General features: G+C 65.2%; 18 protein-coding genes and 1 riboswitch. Of the genes, 7 read left to right on the top strand and 11 right to left on the bottom strand.

Annotation, left to right across the window (positions count from 1 at the left end):
- Positions 1-15 precede the first annotated feature (15 nt).
- From HIM68_RS01390 to HIM68_RS01380, 3 genes are read right to left on the bottom strand one after another with little or no spacing between them, the layout of a single operon-like run.
- Positions 16-1,269 carry an alpha-hydroxy acid oxidase gene (locus HIM68_RS01390; protein WP_172169003.1) on the bottom strand — a complete coding sequence of 418 codons (1,254 nt, stop codon included), beginning with the start codon at positions 1,267-1,269 and terminating at the stop codon, positions 16-18.
- Positions 1,266-1,925, bottom strand: coding sequence for a response regulator transcription factor (locus HIM68_RS01385; protein WP_139467405.1), 660 nt, complete (start codon positions 1,923-1,925; stop codon positions 1,266-1,268). The genes HIM68_RS01390 and HIM68_RS01385 overlap by 4 nt, the downstream gene beginning before the upstream one ends.
- A 29-nt stretch (positions 1,926-1,954) precedes the next feature.
- Positions 1,955-3,151, bottom strand: a complete 1,197-nt coding sequence (locus tag HIM68_RS01380) for a sensor histidine kinase (protein ID WP_172169000.1) — start codon at positions 3,149-3,151, stop codon at positions 1,955-1,957.
- 153 nt (positions 3,152-3,304) lie between these two features.
- On the opposite strand from HIM68_RS01380, the gene HIM68_RS01375 reads away from it, so the two are divergent.
- Positions 3,305-4,528 carry a DedA family protein gene (locus HIM68_RS01375; RefSeq protein ID WP_172168997.1) on the top strand — a complete coding sequence of 408 codons (1,224 nt, stop codon included), beginning with the start codon at positions 3,305-3,307 and terminating at the stop codon, positions 4,526-4,528.
- Here HIM68_RS01375 and HIM68_RS01370 read toward each other — a convergent pair.
- Together HIM68_RS01370 and thiE are read right to left on the bottom strand one after the other, a co-directional pair.
- Positions 4,482-5,447, bottom strand: a complete 966-nt coding sequence (locus HIM68_RS01370; protein WP_253903684.1) for a ketopantoate reductase family protein — start codon at positions 5,445-5,447, stop codon at positions 4,482-4,484. The genes HIM68_RS01375 and HIM68_RS01370 overlap by 47 nt on opposite strands.
- Positions 5,444-6,127 carry a thiamine phosphate synthase gene (gene thiE, locus HIM68_RS01365; protein WP_253903683.1) on the bottom strand — a complete coding sequence of 228 codons (684 nt, stop codon included), beginning with the start codon at positions 6,125-6,127 and terminating at the stop codon, positions 5,444-5,446. Before thiE ends, HIM68_RS01370 begins: the two co-directional genes overlap by 4 nt.
- A gap of 11 nt (positions 6,128-6,138) precedes the next feature.
- A riboswitch (TPP riboswitch) is annotated at positions 6,139-6,242 on the top strand.
- On the opposite strand from thiE, the gene thiO reads away from it, so the two are divergent.
- The 4 genes from thiO (at position 6,232) to moeB (ending at position 9,689) form a co-directional block, all read left to right on the top strand.
- Entirely contained in the window at positions 6,232-7,389 is a 1,158-nt protein-coding gene (gene thiO / locus HIM68_RS01360; protein WP_172168991.1) for a glycine oxidase ThiO, read from the top strand. (Overlaps the previous riboswitch by 11 nt.)
- Complete coding sequence (thiS, locus tag HIM68_RS01355; protein ID WP_139907530.1) at positions 7,386-7,643, top strand: sulfur carrier protein ThiS; 258 nt, start codon at positions 7,386-7,388, stop codon at positions 7,641-7,643. Before thiO ends, thiS begins: the two co-directional genes overlap by 4 nt.
- A gap of 1 nt (position 7,644) precedes the next feature.
- Positions 7,645-8,412 carry a thiazole synthase gene (locus HIM68_RS01350; RefSeq protein ID WP_139907529.1) on the top strand — a complete coding sequence of 256 codons (768 nt, stop codon included), beginning with the start codon at positions 7,645-7,647 and terminating at the stop codon, positions 8,410-8,412.
- On the top strand, positions 8,409-9,689 hold the full coding sequence (gene moeB, locus HIM68_RS01345; protein WP_139466871.1) for a molybdopterin-synthase adenylyltransferase MoeB: 1,281 nt from the start codon (positions 8,409-8,411) through the stop codon (positions 9,687-9,689). The genes HIM68_RS01350 and moeB overlap by 4 nt, the downstream gene beginning before the upstream one ends.
- On the opposite strand, the gene HIM68_RS01340 is transcribed toward moeB, so the two are convergent.
- The gene (locus HIM68_RS01340) at positions 9,660-10,175 is read right to left on the bottom strand and encodes an SRPBCC family protein (protein ID WP_139466870.1); all 516 of its coding nucleotides are present in this window, start codon (positions 10,173-10,175) and stop codon (positions 9,660-9,662) included. The genes moeB and HIM68_RS01340 overlap by 30 nt on opposite strands.
- A gap of 23 nt (positions 10,176-10,198) precedes the next feature.
- Between HIM68_RS01340 and HIM68_RS01335 the strand changes: the two genes are divergently transcribed.
- Positions 10,199-10,843 carry a mismatch-specific DNA-glycosylase gene (locus HIM68_RS01335; protein ID WP_139466869.1) on the top strand — a complete coding sequence of 215 codons (645 nt, stop codon included), beginning with the start codon at positions 10,199-10,201 and terminating at the stop codon, positions 10,841-10,843.
- 24 nt (positions 10,844-10,867) lie between these two features.
- Here the strand turns inward: HIM68_RS01335 and HIM68_RS01330 are convergent, their stop codons facing one another.
- The 5 genes from HIM68_RS01330 to HIM68_RS01310 all read right to left on the bottom strand — a co-directional run bounded on the left by HIM68_RS01330 (position 10,868) and on the right by HIM68_RS01310 (position 13,991).
- Positions 10,868-11,488 (bottom strand): thymidine kinase, encoded by a 621-nt coding sequence (locus tag HIM68_RS01330; protein ID WP_139466868.1) that lies wholly within the window; start codon positions 11,486-11,488, stop codon positions 10,868-10,870.
- A complete protein-coding gene (locus HIM68_RS01325; protein WP_253903682.1) occupies positions 11,481-12,161 on the bottom strand; it encodes a PepSY domain-containing protein in 681 nt (226 codons plus the stop codon). Before HIM68_RS01325 ends, HIM68_RS01330 begins: the two co-directional genes overlap by 8 nt.
- Before the next feature lie 80 nt (positions 12,162-12,241).
- Positions 12,242-12,703, bottom strand: coding sequence for a VOC family protein (locus HIM68_RS01320; protein WP_172168988.1), 462 nt, complete (start codon positions 12,701-12,703; stop codon positions 12,242-12,244).
- Positions 12,704-12,716: 13 nt separating this feature from the next.
- Entirely contained in the window at positions 12,717-13,289 is a 573-nt protein-coding gene (locus HIM68_RS01315; protein WP_172168985.1) for a DinB family protein, read from the bottom strand.
- Positions 13,290-13,349: 60 nt separating this feature from the next.
- Positions 13,350-13,991, bottom strand: a complete 642-nt coding sequence (locus tag HIM68_RS01310) for a hypothetical protein (protein WP_139466865.1) — start codon at positions 13,989-13,991, stop codon at positions 13,350-13,352.
- A 113-nt stretch (positions 13,992-14,104) separates the two neighbouring features.
- On the opposite strand from HIM68_RS01310, the gene HIM68_RS01305 reads away from it, so the two are divergent.
- On the top strand, positions 14,105-14,392 hold the full coding sequence (locus HIM68_RS01305; RefSeq protein ID WP_139466864.1) for a YrhK family protein: 288 nt from the start codon (positions 14,105-14,107) through the stop codon (positions 14,390-14,392).
- Positions 14,393-14,425: the final 33 nt, after the last annotated feature.

Here is a 14,425-nt window from a genome sequence, read left to right as displayed (position 1 = left end):
TCGTCGGGCCGAGGCTCACACAGCGTCGGTCCGCAACTCCCCGTCAGCGGCCGGTGCCTGAGGCAGCCCGCGGACGAGCTCGGGACCCAAATCAGAGATGCTCCGGGCACCCATGAGTCCCATGGCGGTGAGGATCTCCTGTCCGATGAGCTCGATTGCCCGCTCGACTCCGCGCTGGCCTCCGGCCATGAGCCCGTACAGGTACGCCCGGCCGATGAGCACGAAGTCGGCTCCGGCGCACAGTGCGGCGACGACATCGGTGCCGGACATGATCCCGGAATCGAAGATCAGCTCCATCTCCGGTCCGACCTCCGCACGGACTTCGGCCAGTGAGGTCAGCGAGTCCGGAGCCCGATCAAGCTGCCGGCCGCCGTGATTGGAGACGACGAGTCCATCGGCTCCGATCGACTGAGCGCGGCGGGCATCCTCGGCGGTGAGAATTCCCTTGACGAACAGGCGTCCGTTCCACTGTTCGCGGATCCACCGCAGGTCATCGAGGTCGAGGGTCGGGTCGAACATCGTCTTCGTCATCTCCGCGAGGGACTGGGAGGTGTTCGACAGCGACGCGTATTTCGGCGGTTCGGTGGTGAGGAAGTTGAACCACCAGCCAGGTCGATAGGAGGCGTCGAGGATGGTTCCCAGCGTCAGTCGGGGCGGGATCGTCAGACCGTTGCGGTGATCGCGCAGACGCTGACCGGTGATCGGAGTGTCGACGGTGACCAGCAGGGTCTCGTAACCGCTGGCGGCGGCCCGCTGGATCAGATCGAGGCTGCGCTGCCGATCCTTCCACAGGTAGAGCTGGAACCACCGGGTGGAATCCGGCGCCGCCTGCGCGACGTCTTCGACCGAGGTCGTGCCCATCGTCGACAGTGAGAACGGGATTCCGGCCTTCGTCGCCGCACGCACTCCGGCGACCTCGCCTTCGGAGTGCATCATGCGGGTGTAGCCGGTCGGGGCGATGCCGAAGGGCAGCCGGGTTCGGGCACCGGCGATCGTCGTCGACGTATCCGGCGCATCGACTCCGTGGAGGATGCGCGGAAGGAGCTCAACGTTGCCGAGCGCCTCACGGTTCTTCGCCAAGGTCCGCTCGTCCAGAGCGGCACCGTCGACATAGTCGAACGGCGCGGTCGGCGTCACGCGCTTGGCGATGCGGCGGAGGTCCCAGATGTCTGCGGCCGACTCCAATCTGGCTGCGACCCGGTCGAGTCGGGGCAGGTCGAACTGCAGCAAGGGGGCGAGCTCACTCAGATCGGGCAGTCGGCGCTTCATCTCTCTCCTCGTTCTCGGTTGAGGTAGGCGAGCACTGCCGCGACACGGCGGCTCGTGGTCTCCCCTGCCTGGAGGCCGAGTTTATCGAAGATGGAGCTGATCGCCTTTTCGACGGAACTGACCGAGACGAAGAGCCGTTCGCCGATTCCCCGGTTCGACAGTCCTTCGGCCATCGCCTCGAGCACTTCGCTCTCACGTGGAGTCAGCGTCGACAACGTATTCTGCCTTTCCGAGGTGGTGAGCAGCTGCCGGACGACGTCGGGGTCGATGACCGTTCCTCCCTCTGCGATCCGCTGTACGGACTCGAGGAACCGGTCGATGTCGGTCACCCGGTTCTTCAGGAGGTAGCCGACGCCCACCGATTCGGTGCTCAGCAGCTCCGTCGCATACTCCCTCAGCACATACTGGCTGAGGACGAGGACTCCGATATCCGGGAAGCGACGTTTGATCGCCAACGCCGCTTCGAGTCCTTCGGTGGTGTGAGTCGGAGGCATCCGCACATCGACGATCGCCAGGGTCGGGCGCAGCTCGGCGACCGCCCGCAGCAGCTCCCCTCCGTCTCCGACGGACGCGACGACGCTGATCCCTTCGTCTTCGAGCAGACTGCGGACGCCCTCTCGCAGCAACACCGCGTCATCGGCGAGGACGACGCGCATCCGGTTCTCTGTCTGGACCTCTGTCGTGTTCACTTCTGTCTCTTCTCCTTCGTCGTGCTGCCGTCCTGTGCGTCGGTCCCGAACGGGATCCGAGTTCGAACTGTGGTGCCTGCGCCCTCAAGGGAGTCGACCTCGAGACTCCCGTCGAGCGCTCCGACCCGCCGTGTGAGCCCTTGGAGCCCTCCCCCGCGCGGATCGGCTCCACCGACACCGTCATCGGAGACGGTCACGGTCAACGCGGTCCGGGGCTCGGCGACGATACTCACCGTGATCGCGGACGCCTCGGCGTGTTTGACGACATTCGTGACGGCTTCACGGACGACGAAGTAGGCGGCAGATTCCACTGCGGGCGGAAATCTGCCTTCCGGCACGGTCACGAGGGTCAGCGGAATAGGACTGCGACCGGCGATCCTCTCGAGCACGGTTCGAAGACCATGGTCGTCCAGCGCAGTGGGATAGACCCGCCAGGCGACTTCCCGCATCTCGTCGATGAGGTCCTGGGACTGGACCAGCGCATCGTCGAGCAGCGCTTGGGACTTCGCCGGGTCAGAGGCACGCCTGGCTCGGGCGATGAGCACGGACAGGGAGACGACATTCTGCTGCACGCCGTCGTGCAGGTCCCGTTCGATCCGGCGTCGTTCCTCGTCGATGGCGAGCACGACTCCACGGCGGGTCGTCAGCAGCTCGCTGATGCGGGTGTACACGGCGAAGGGACGCTCCACCTCGACGAAATGAGCGTCGATGCGACCATGCGCCCAGCTTGCCGCCTCGGCCAGAGCGACGGCGCCGATGAGGTTCGCCGCCCCGTAGAGGACACCGACGAAGAGCGTGGGTTGCGAGATCGACCACATGTCGAACCCGATGTTGACCGCTCCCCCGATGAAGAATCCTTGGAAGAGCGATCCGAGAGTCACGACGAAGAATCCGCCGAGGAGGTTCGCGGTGGGAATGATGGCGAGTGCTGCGACCAAGCCGTTGCCGAGCAGGAACCGACGTTTGGTCGGCTCGTCGGCGAGGACGAGTCCGAACCCGCGAGAATGCCGAGCGAGTTCCCAGCTCCGCACCTTCGCGGCCATGCGTGAGGTGGGCGGAAGCACGGAGGCCATGAGCAGCGGCAGACACAGCAGACCGCCCCACGCGACGGCGAGTACGGACCGCGCCCACCGCGCGGTGAACATCCGTACTTCCGGAGGAAGGCGGGTGGACAGCGCGCTCGGCCAGGGCATGAGTCGATCGTAGCAACGCCTGACGCCGCCTCCCAGAGGTTCGGCCGCAGTCTCGGATTCCGGTTTTCCGCAATGGCACCTGCCGGTCGGCCGCACTGACCGTGCGCCCGACCGCGTACCGGCCCTGCCGTCTTGTGCCTAGCGTGGATGAGTATGGATCTCGCACTCGAGCTGCTCACCGCCACCCTCACCTCTCCGTGGGTGTACCTGCTCATCGCCGTGGCCGCGGCACTGGACTCGCTCGTGCCGATTGTGCCGTCGGAGACTCTGCTCATCACCGCTGCGACCTTCGCCGCGACGGGGCACCCTCACCCGGCAGGACTCGTCCTCGCCGCTGCCGGAGGGGCTCTCCTCGGGGACCTGGCGGCTCACCTCGTCGGCCGATTCGCTGCGACCGGGGTCGGCCGATGGCGACAGTGGGCGAGCATCGCGAACCTGCTCGACTCCGCCCACACGGTCTTCTCTCACCGAGGCGGGACCGTGCTCATCGCCGGCCGATTCGTTCCCGGGGGCCGCAGCCTGGCCACCATCGGCTCCGGTCTGCTCGGGTTCCCGATCCGCACTTTCCTGCTCTGGGACGGGATCGGCAGTCTCGCTTGGGCGCTCTATTCGACGGTGATCGGACTCATCGGGGGAATGATCTTCGAGGACCGGCCGCTGCTCGGAGTCGCCGTGGGCATCGGCATCGCCCTGGCCATCACCGGCAGCGCCGAACTCGTCCGCCGATTACGCCGGCGCCGCAGAGGACGCGCACGTCACCGATTCACCGAATTCCAAGCCCGAGATGTCACGATGGCAGGGATGTCTCAAACATATGTGTGGTACGTCAGCTACGGGTCGAACATGGCTCGCGATCGGCTCGCCTGCTATCTGCAGGGCGGGCGACCGCCCGGGGCGATGGTCACCTATCCAGGTGCCAGGGACGCAACACTGCCCCGCGCAGAAGCCGGGATCGAACTGCCCGGAACGATCTATTTCGCCGGCGAGTCCAAGGTGTGGGGCGGCGGCATGGCCTTCTACGATCATTTCCTCCCCGGACCGACCCCCGCCAAGGCCTACCTCATCACTGCCGAACAGTTCGCCGATGTGGCGGCACAGGAGATGCACCGACCGCCCGAACCGGACAGTCCACTGGAACGCCTCGTCTTCGATCTGGCAGCCGGCAGCTCCCACTCTCTGGGTCCGGGCGGGTACGAGACGCTGCTCGTCCTCGATGATGTCGACGGTGTCCCGATGGTCACGTTCACCGCCGCGCATCGTTCGTCCGACGTCGAACACGCTCAGCCGCAGGAGCCGTATCTGGCGATGCTGCGCACCGGCATTGCCGAAGTCAGAGCCGCTTCTGGGCTTCCCCTGCCCGCAGCTGCACAAGTGTGAGGTCGAGCAGCGGAGTCGCCACTCCCAGATCCTCCGCCTTGATCGACAGGTCGCCGAGGATGTGCTCCGTTTCGCTCGGCAGCCCTGCCGTCACATCCCGGTAGAGGGATGAGGTGAAGGCGGAACCGTCCTCGGTGAGCATCTTGATAGTCATGGCGTGGGAGGCTTCCGACACCGGGTGTCCTGCCGCAGCCGCCACGGCTTCGAGCTCATCGACGATGGCATACACGTGCGATCTGCCGCCGGCTTCCATGATCGCTCCGACCGGGGCGCGGAACAGGCAGGTGACGACTCCTGCCGCGGCGATGAAGATCCATTTCTCCCACAGCCCGTCGATGATTCCATCGACGGTCTGGAGTTTGAATCCGGGCACATCGAGCGCCTCGGAGATGCGTGTGGGCACTTCGGCGCCGTGGAGATCTCCGATGGTCATCACGGCCAGGTCGGTGAGCTGGACGACGGCTCCGTCCCTGATGGTGCCGACGATCTTGACGAACCCTCCGAGCACCTGTCCGGGGTATCTGCTCTGCAGCTTCTCGATCTGAGCCATGCCGTTGAGGAACGGAATGATCGTCGTCTGCTCGCCCACAGCCGGTCCGATATCGGCGATGACCGAGTCGAGTCCACCCGCTTTGACCGCGACGATGACGAGGTCGAAGGTTCGTGGTGCGGCTGTGAGTTCCTCAGCGGTGATGACATCGACCTGATTCGTCCGATCATCACCGGGTGCAGTGAAGCGCAGCCCCTCCGCGCGGACCGTCTCCGCCCGTGCCTGCCGGAGCAGGAAAGTGACATTGCGTCCGGCCTCCTGCAGATAGGTGCCGAACGCTCCGCCGGTCGCCCCCGCCCCGGCGATGAGAATCGACAGGTCGGCGCCAGCACCCATTCCGTCGGATGCGCTGTCAGCTGCTTGGGTCATTCCAACTCCTCCTTGAGCTCCCGCGCGGCCGCAGCGGGATCCTCAGCCGAGGCTATCGCACGGACGACGACGGCACGCCTCGCGCCCGCCTGACGGATCGCGTCCAGCCTCTCCCCGGTCGCGATACCGCCGATCGCGAACCACGGTTTGGCCGCCTCGGCGGCGGTGGCGGTCAGCAGCGCCGTCCCCACAGAGGCGCGGCCTGGCTTCGTCGGGGTCTCCCAGACCGGCCCGACACAGAAATAGTCGGTCTCCGGGTCCGCCTCGGCGGCGAGCGCCTGCTCGAGGGAATGGGTCGAGCGGCCGAGGATGACATCGGGTCCGAGCACAGCCCTGGCCTGAGCACTGGTGAGGTCGCCTTGACCGACGTGGAAGACGTCGGCGTCGGTCAGCAGCGCAACGTCGGCACGGTCATTGACTGAGAAGAGCTTGTCGTGACGGGTGGCGATATCTTTGAGGACCTCCAATGCCGCGATCTCGGCGCGGGCCTCGAGGCTCTTGTCCCTCAGTTGGATGATGTCGACACCTCCACGGTAGGCGGCGTCGAGGAACTCGGCGAGGTCGCCCTGACCGGTCCGGGCATCGGTGCACAGGTAGAGCTTCGCCTCTGCCAGTCGCGCCTCTCTCCAGGCTCTCTTCGTCTGCCGCGCTGCGGTGCGCGGTGGCATCTGTGTGGTCATGGTCATAGAGTAGAGGAGTTCGCGGGAGCCTCCCAACGAGGCTGAGAGGGCGTAGGAGCCGACCGTCAGACCTGATGCGGATCATGCCGCCGGAGGGAGAAGCTGTGAGAGTCATTGTCGTCGGCGCCGGGATCATCGGCCTGTCCACGGCCTGGTATCTGCGCCGCCTCGGTACCGAAGTCACCATCATCGATCCTGCGCCCGCTCAGGGTGCGAGCCATGCTGCCGCAGGGATGCTCGCTCCCGCCGCCGAGGTGGTCTGGGGGCAGACTCCCCTGTACCCGCTGATGCGAGCCTCCGCGCAGATGTATCCTCAGTTCTCCGCCGAGGTGGCGAGCGCCGCTGGCAGCGATCTCGGTTTTTCGGATGCCGGAACATTGGTGTGCGCCGGTGACCGAGCTGATCTGCAGGCTCTGCGGGAGCTGCGCGATGCACAATCGCGGTCCGGTTTCGCCACCGAGCTCATCACCGGCAGTGCTGCCCGCCGGGTTGAGCCGTCGTTGTCGCCTGCCGTCGCCGGGGCAGTCCACATTCCAGGCGATCACTCGATCGACCCCCGTCGGCTCACTGCCGCATTGCTGACTGTCCTGTCCTCTCACTCAGGAGGCTTCATTCGCCAGCGGGCGGCCAGCCTGATCAAGGACGGCGATACGACTGTGGGAGTCGCACTGGGCGATGGCCGCCGGTTGGAGGCCGATCAGGTGATCATCTGCGCCGGCAGCGCTGTGTCCGCGATCGTCGGTGCCCCGCAGCTGCCTCTGCGTGAGGTCTGGGGTGATGTTCTGCGACTGCGCGCCTCCGCGAAGGCGACTCCGCTGCTGAGCCGCACCATCCGCGGGCTGGTCAATGGTCGCCCCGTCTACCTGGTTCCTCGCCCGGACGGCGAGATCGTGCTCGGTGCCAGTTCGCGTGAGGACGGACTCTCCGGCACTCCGGCCGGGACGATTCACCGGCTGCTCGCCGACGGGCAGCGACTGGTCCCGGGCATCCTCGACGCGGAGATCACCGATATCACCACCCGTGCCCGGCCCGGTTCTCCGGACGACCTGCCGATGATCGGCCGCATCGATCCCGGCTGCATCGTGAGCACCGGGTATTTCCGCCACGGCATCCTCTTGGCCCCGTTCGGCGGCAGGCTCGGTGCCGAGCTCGCCCTGGGCGTCGCCTCCGACTGGCCTCCTGACGGGACGCTCGAGTCCGTGTCCCCACACCGCTTCACCACAGACCACACCAGTGCCTACCCGATGAGGAGCAACGCATGACCGACCACGAACACTCACCGACCATCGTCCTCAACGGCGCTCGCCATGAGCTGCCGGGTGCCACCTCGGCGCTCGACCTCATCGCCGACGTCACCGGACGGGAACTGAACCCCGATGGGACACCAGCCGACGGCGGCCGCCTGGGCATCGCCCTGGCCGTCGACGGTGAAGTCATCCGTCGCGGTGCCTGGTCCGACTACACCCTGGCCGACGGGCACACCGTCGACATCGTCACCGCTGTGCAGGGAGGTTGAGATGACCTGGACGATCGATGATGTGGAGATGTCGTCTCGCCTCGTGATGGGCACGGGAGGGGCGAGTTCCCTGAGCATTCTCGAAGACGCACTCGTGGCTTCGGGAACCGAGCTGACCACTGTGGCGATGCGCCGTTTCGATGCCGAGTCCCGCGACTCAGTGTTCACAATGCTCCAGCGTCTGGGTATTCGGGTGCTGCCGAACACCGCCGGCTGCTATACGGCCCGGGATGCCGTGCTCACCGCCCGACTGGCCCGAGAGGCGCTGGAGACGAATTGGGTGAAGCTCGAGGTCATCGCGGATGAGGACACCCTGCTGCCGGATCCCATCGAGCTCTTCGCCGCAGCCGAGGAGCTCGTCCTCGATGGGTTCACGGTCTTCGCCTACACGAACGACGATCCGGCCCTGGCGAAGCGTCTGGAGGACGCTGGCGTGGCTGTGGTGATGCCGGCCGGTGCTCCGATCGGCAGTGGGCTGGGCATCCTCAACCCTCACAACATCGAGACCATCGTCTCCCGTGCACAGGTGCCCGTCATCCTCGACGCCGGTGTCGGCACCGCCTCCGATGCCGCTCTGGCGATGGAGCTCGGGTGCACCGCGGTGCTGCTGGCCTCGGCGGTCACCCGCGCCCACGATGCTCACGCCATGGCCCGGGCGATGGCTTTGGCCGTCGAGGCCGGGCATCTGGCGGCCGGAGCCGGGAGGATTCCCAAACGACCGTTGGCATTGGCATCATCGCCGTTCGATGGAATGGTCGCAGCACGATGACCACCGTTGCCGCCACTCCTCCGTCGCTGCCTCCTCTCGTCGACCCCGTGGAGTCTCTGTCCCGGACGGAGCTGGAACGCTACTCCCGGCACCTGAGCCTGCCGGGATTCGGACTCGAGGGACAACGGCGTCTGCGGGCCGCCTCGGTGCTGGTCATCGGCGCCGGCGGGCTCGGGGCTCCAGTCCTCAACTATCTCGCGGCCGCAGGAGTCGGGTCGATCACGATCATCGACGATGACGTGGTGGAGGCCTCGAACCTGCAGCGCCAGATCATCCACCGGAATGCGGATGTGGGCCGACCGAAGGTCTCATCTGCCGCCGATGCCGTGCACCGGCTCGATCCGAACTTCGAGGTGCGCACGATCGCGGAACGGCTGAGCCCGGAGAATGTGCTCGGTCTCTTCGCTGAACACGATGTCGTCGTTGACGGGGCGGACAACTTCGCCACTCGGTACTTATCCAATGATGCCGCCGAACTCACCGGCACCCCGTTGGTGTGGGGCACGATCTTCCGCTTCGCCGGTCAGGTGAGCACGTTCGTTCCCGGTCACGGGCCGATGCTGCGCGATCTGTTCCCGGATATCCCGGAACCCGATTCGGTGCCCAACTGCGCCGAGGGCGGAGTCCTCGGTGTGCTGTGCGGAACCGTGGGCTCGGCGATGGCAACCGAGGCGATCAAGCTCATCTGCGGCATCGGTGCCCCATTCATCGGTCGGCTGCTGCGCTATGAGGCGCTGACCGGGGAGTACTCGACCCTGCGGTTCTCCCTCGATCCCGACCGTCCCCCGGTCACCGACCTCACCGAGGTGGCTGCCGCCTGTGCTGTGGACCTAGACGGCGGCGGCGTGGCAGAGCCTGCGGCGGATGAGATCGACGTCGCCGAATTCCTGTCCGTCGAAGACGATGTGTTCGTCGTCGATGTGCGGGAGGACTGGGAACGTGAGCTGGCGGCCATCCCCGGCTCGATGCATCTGCCGCTCGGCGCCCTCCGAGACGGCGGGTGGCAGGCGCTTGAGTCGTTGCTCGGTGCCTCCGGCCGGGCTGAGGCACCGGTCGATATCGTCTTCCACTGCAAGTCCGGGGCCCGATCGGCCGAGGCCGCCCAGATTCTGTCCCGATCGGTCCCGACCGGAGTACGTCTGCGCTCGCTTGCCGGGGGCATCGAGGCGTGGGAGGCCGCCGCTCGCGCCTCGGCAGACCAGAGAGACCAGCGACCGGCAGATTCGAGGACCTGGGTACCGGTTCGCTCAGGAGCCGGGCCGGTCGGCCAGTCGTGATCGCAGTCCCCGTTCGCCGGCTCTCATCACTGCCCCATGCATGAGTCCGGACAGCGGTCGCATCGCACTGATGATCGTTCTGCTCGTCGTCACACACCACAGAGAATCGATTGTCGTCACCCCCTCGGTGGCGGTCAGAGTCCATCGGCCTTCGCCGCGCAGATCACCACTCGCCCGGAACCGGATGTGATGGGGTGCATCGACCTCCTCGACTTCGATGGAGAACCGCAGAGACCACCCGACCGGTGCGTGGACCAGAAGGCGGGCTCGGCTGCCTGGGGTCACCGGCAGATCGGCGGCATCAACGTCAGCCTGTGCAGCCCCGACCCTTTCGGCTGCTGTCAGTCCCGGCCACCACCCAGGCCACTCGTCGACCTGTTCCAGAACCGCCCACACCGATTCGATTCCGGCGTCGGTGGTCCAGCGGTCGTTGAAATGGAAGGGTGCGGACTCTCCGGGCTGTGGGGTCACATGATCGTGGCTCATGGTACGACGGTAGTGTGAAAGATGTGAGTGAGGACAACTTCGTCAGCAATCGTCGGCTATCCCCTCTGGGCGGTCGCAAACCGACCAAGGACGATCTCGCGGCTTTCGCCACGGACGACCCGGATGCGATCGACGATATTCTGCCGAGCGATTCCTCCGGGCTGAAGATGCTCATCGTCGGTATCAATCCGGGGCTGTGGACGGCCGCGGTGAATGCGCCGTTCGCACGTCCCGGCAACCGTTTCTGGCCGTCTCTGCATCAGGCGGGTCTCACCGATCACCAAGTCGATGCCTCGTGTGGGCTCGAGCCTGCGGATGAGCTGCAGCTGCTCAGTCGTGGAATCGGTCTGACCAACCTCGTGGGGCGAGCCACTGTCCGCGCCGACGAACTCTCCCGGCAGGAGCTGCGTGAAGGTGCGGCTCACCTCATCGAGCGTCTTGCCGATATCCGACCCCGGGCGGTCGCGATCGCCGGGATCACAGCGTTCCGCACCGGCTTTCAGGTGCCGAAAGCTCAGCTCGGCCGGCAGGATACGACGCTGATCGACGGGTGGCCGGCTGATGTGGCGCTGCATGTGGTTCCGCAGCCGAGCGGCCTCAACGCCCACTATCAGATCCCAGACCTCGCGCGGATCTGGCGAGAGGTCTGGGACAGCATCGACGGCTAGGACCGTTGGACAGGTCCGGTGAAGCTACCCGGCCCCGGTGAAGTGCTGCCGACAGCGAGCGACATAGGTATCCAAGCCACCGATGTGGCTGGCGTCGATCTCAGTCGCGGCCAGAGTCGCCTCGGGTGGCTGAACTGTCCGTGCTGCGTCTGGTCCGTTCGGGCTCTCCGTCTGTTCCAAACGCTGGTGGAACACAGCGTCCTTCCCACAGACTGTGCACACCGCCGTGAGTCTCAGGACCTCCTCAGCGACGGCCATGAAGCTGGGCAGCGGTTCGAACGGCTGCCCGTCGAAGGTCACGCACAGTCCTTCGACGATGACGTCGAGTCCACGGCTGAGGAGGTCCTCGACGGCGGGGACGAGCTCCGGGCCGAAGAACTGCGCCTCATCGATGGCGATGAGGTCATAGTCCTTCTGTAGGGCCGCCCCTGCAAGGGACGCGACGTCTCCGAGCGGCACTGCGGGGATATTCACCCCGGTGTGCGAGGTGATCGTGGAGATGTCCGATCGGGTGTCGAGCGAGTGGGACACGACGAGGACATCGATTCCGGCAATCGTAGCCCGCCGGACCCTGCGCATAAGCTCTTCGGATTTTCCGGAGAACATAGGTCCGGCGATGACCGTGAGACGACCGGTGTCAGTCATCGACGCTGACTCTCTTGGAGTCGGTGTCAACGGTGACTTCCACGTCTCCGCTGCCCTTCTCGAAATCGAACTGGTACTCCTGCTTGCCGTCGTCGAATTCGAGTTTCCAGCTCACGAGCTTTCCGTCGGCTTTCTTCTGGGCAAGTTTGAGAGCGTCGTCGAAGGCCATCGGATCGTTGAGGTCGATGGCCTTCTCTTTGTCATCGGTCGAGTCCTGCTCGTGTTCGGCGATCTTCCCGGTCTCCGCGTCGATCTCGACGTCATGGTCGGTGTTTCCGTCGAGGATGGACACCTCGTACTGCCAGGCCTCGTCTTTGTCGTCCCAGTCGAGCTCGATGCCATGAACGATTCCGTTCCCGACTTCCTCCTCGGCAGTCTTGATCGCGTCTTCGGCACTGATGGCCGGCGATTCTTTGCTCAGGTCGGCACCGGCGCTCAGGCCTTTCCCGGACGATTCCTCCGCCGGCCTGGTTTCATCGCCGTCATCGTTTTGGCCATCGTCGCGCTGATCCTCGCCTCCGGCAGGGCTGGCCTCGGCCGATTCGCTTGCCGCGGACGAGTCCTGCGCCTCATCGCCTCCGTTTCCGGAATCACTTCCGCCACACCCGGCCAGGCCGAGAGTGAGTGCTGCAAGTCCGGCCACTGTACTCATTGCCATGCGATTCGTCTTCATGGCTGCCACGCTAGCAAGCGAACACCTTTCACAAGTCGTTTCTGAGAACAATCTCATCTGAAGGGGTTCGAGACTGCTGGTCAGTCAAGGCAGAATTCGTTGCCTTCGGGATCGGCCATGACGATGAAGCCGTGTTCCAACGGCGGGTCCGGATCGACTCGGCGCAACCGAGTGCCTCCGAGTCCCGTGAGTCGGGTGCATTCTGCTTCGAGTGCATCCATCCGCTCATCGCCGTCGAGTCCCGGAGCGGCACGGACGTCGAGGTGCACGCGGTTCTTCACCGTTTTGGGCTCGGGCACCGTTTGGAAGAAGACCCGAGGACCGACCTGTTCAGGGTCTTCGATGGCGGCACGCATGTTCTCGGGACCGAGTTCGACGCCGAGTCCGGCGATGAATTCCTTCCAAGCGACGAGGGGGTCGTCGTCAGCACCGAGTCGCACCCCCGGAGGTCCTGGAATGATGTAGCCGAGTGCTTCGGCCCAGAAGCGGGCGAGCCTTTCGGGGTCGTGGCAGTCGACGGTCACCTGGATTGTTCGGCTCATGGTCGGTGGCTCCCTATTGTCCGGTTCTGCCGTCGATGCATTCACGCAGCAGGTCAGCGTGACCACAGTGGCGGGCATATTCTTCGATGCGGTGGACTAAGAATTCCCGAACCGCGATGTCTTCTCGGCCCACGTGTGTGCCGAGGTCGTCGTGTCTGCTGACTTCAGCGTCGGTGGCGGCCTGCTCCTGTTCCAGTCGGGCGAAGGCATCGGTGAGGACGGTTTCCTCGGGGTGAGACGGAACATCACTGAGGTCGAATGCGTCATCCAAGCTCCCATAGATCGGGGGTTCGGGTTCGCCGTCGTTGATCCAATTCCTCCAGTCTCGCTCCACTTCGGTCATGTGACGGACCAACCCGAACAGCGACATCGTCGACGGTGGGACGGAGAGCTTCATCATCTGCTCAAGCGTGAGTCCCTGGCATTTCAGATCCAGGGTCAGCCGGTAGTCGCGCAGGTAGCTCAGCAGTGTGGCGAGTTCTCCGTCGGGACTGTGTCTGTCGGAGCTGCGGGGGTCGTCGTCGGGATCGACCCACATATCGGGGTAGACGGTGGCAATGCTCCAGCGCTGTGGTGAGGTGGACATGATGGTCATTCTGCTCCGGTGGACGGCTGAGCACCAGGGTCGAAGGCGCTTTGCCAGGGTTCAGACAGCCAAGCTGTCATCGAGTTCGAACAGGCTCGGCATCTCCTCTCGGATCATGATCCCGAAGGCGAGCGCACCTCCGAAGAGTCCCTCGATCGTGTCGACGGTCTGCAGCACCCGGTCCCGGGAGAACTCGGGCATGAGCTCTCCGTATTTGAGGTAGCCCTTGAGTGATCCGGTCGCGGCGGCCCTCACACCGAGTCGCCCGGTGATGAGCCAGATGATGCATTCGGTTTCGAACCGCGCCTGGACTCCCTCAGCCTTCGGCTCGACCGACGCCGCACCGAGGTCGCGCCCTGGCCTGCGGTGGTCGGAGAGGCTGAGCGCGAGTTCGCTGAGGAGATGGATGAGCATGACGGAGGGGCTGCGTGTGTGCGGAAGGTCGTCCGGCAGCAGGTTCTTCCGGTGCAGCGTATTGATGACTGCGTGCAGTCCATCCCAGGTGGGTGGGCTCGCCGCGGGCAGAGACCTGAGACCGTCGGTCGTGCGATCGGGCCTCTGCTTCGCACCGCGGGCCGCTTCGACGGCGGAGAGCTGCGGGGACCGACGAACAGCGGCGAGCAACTCATCCCATGACATCGGCAAGTGACGGTCGAGCAACTCGGCAACGTGGGAATCGAATGGTTTCGACTTCTGATCCATGTTCTCACGGTAGGCGCAGCCCCTGACACGAGATTCGGCGCCGGTCGGAGTCCGTGCCCGGGCGGCGGCGGTAGGCTCGCTGTGAAACAGATTCAGCGGGAAAGGAGAGAGTGTTGACCGAGCACAATCCGGATCTTCATCTGCGGATCGGGCGGGAGGAACTCGTCGTCCGGCAGCGCTACCAGGTGATCAGCATCGCCAATGATGTGCTCATCGGCCTGTGGTTCCTCATCGGCAGCTTCATGTTCTTCTCCGAATCACTGACCTATTCGGGAACCTGGCTGTTCGTCATCGGCAGTGTCGAGATGCTCATTCGCCCGGTCATCCGCCTCATCAGGCATCTGCACCTGCAGAGGCTGCGCAGCCCCGCAGCTGCCGGAGACGATTCCTTCGACTACTGACCGCTGTCATCCGCTCTCAAATATCCGCCCGCC

Origin of the sequence: Brevibacterium sp. CT2-23B (assembly GCF_013168765.1) — a bacterium.
Lineage (GTDB): Bacteria > Actinomycetota > Actinomycetes > Actinomycetales > Brevibacteriaceae > Brevibacterium > Brevibacterium sediminis.
Note: the sequence above shows the minus strand (reverse complement) of the source record. Positions and strands in the feature narration are given on the sequence as shown.

What these genes read in the sequence shown, in the direction of transcription:
- HIM68_RS01330 (WP_139466868.1), bottom strand. Translation starts at nt 11,488, where the DNA reads ATGACTGACACCGGTCGTCTCACGGTCATCGCCGGACCTATGTTCTCC.
- HIM68_RS01315 (WP_172168985.1), bottom strand. Translation starts at nt 13,289, where the DNA reads ATGTCCACCTCACCACAGCGCTGGAGCATTGCCACCGTCTACCCCGAT.
- HIM68_RS01385 (WP_139467405.1), bottom strand. Translation starts at nt 1,925, where the DNA reads ATGCGCGTCGTCCTCGCCGATGACGCGGTGTTGCTGCGAGAGGGCGTC.
- HIM68_RS01320 (WP_172168988.1), bottom strand. Translation starts at nt 12,703, where the DNA reads ATGAGCCGAACAATCCAGGTGACCGTCGACTGCCACGACCCCGAAAGG.
- HIM68_RS01350 (WP_139907529.1), top strand. Translation starts at nt 7,645, where the DNA reads ATGACCTGGACGATCGATGATGTGGAGATGTCGTCTCGCCTCGTGATG.
- HIM68_RS01325 (WP_253903682.1), bottom strand. Translation starts at nt 12,161, where the DNA reads ATGAAGACGAATCGCATGGCAATGAGTACAGTGGCCGGACTTGCAGCA.
- HIM68_RS01370 (WP_253903684.1), bottom strand. Translation starts at nt 5,447, where the DNA reads ATGACCCAAGCAGCTGACAGCGCATCCGACGGAATGGGTGCTGGCGCC.
- HIM68_RS01375 (WP_172168997.1), top strand. Translation starts at nt 3,305, where the DNA reads ATGGATCTCGCACTCGAGCTGCTCACCGCCACCCTCACCTCTCCGTGG.
- HIM68_RS01390 (WP_172169003.1), bottom strand. Translation starts at nt 1,269, where the DNA reads ATGAAGCGCCGACTGCCCGATCTGAGTGAGCTCGCCCCCTTGCTGCAG.
- thiE (WP_253903683.1), bottom strand. Translation starts at nt 6,127, where the DNA reads ATGACCACACAGATGCCACCGCGCACCGCAGCGCGGCAGACGAAGAGA.
- HIM68_RS01340 (WP_139466870.1), bottom strand. Translation starts at nt 10,175, where the DNA reads ATGAGCCACGATCATGTGACCCCACAGCCCGGAGAGTCCGCACCCTTC.
- HIM68_RS01380 (WP_172169000.1), bottom strand. Translation starts at nt 3,151, where the DNA reads ATGCCCTGGCCGAGCGCGCTGTCCACCCGCCTTCCTCCGGAAGTACGG.
- moeB (WP_139466871.1), top strand. Translation starts at nt 8,409, where the DNA reads ATGACCACCGTTGCCGCCACTCCTCCGTCGCTGCCTCCTCTCGTCGAC.
- HIM68_RS01310 (WP_139466865.1), bottom strand. Translation starts at nt 13,991, where the DNA reads ATGGATCAGAAGTCGAAACCATTCGATTCCCACGTTGCCGAGTTGCTC.
- thiS (WP_139907530.1), top strand. Translation starts at nt 7,386, where the DNA reads ATGACCGACCACGAACACTCACCGACCATCGTCCTCAACGGCGCTCGC.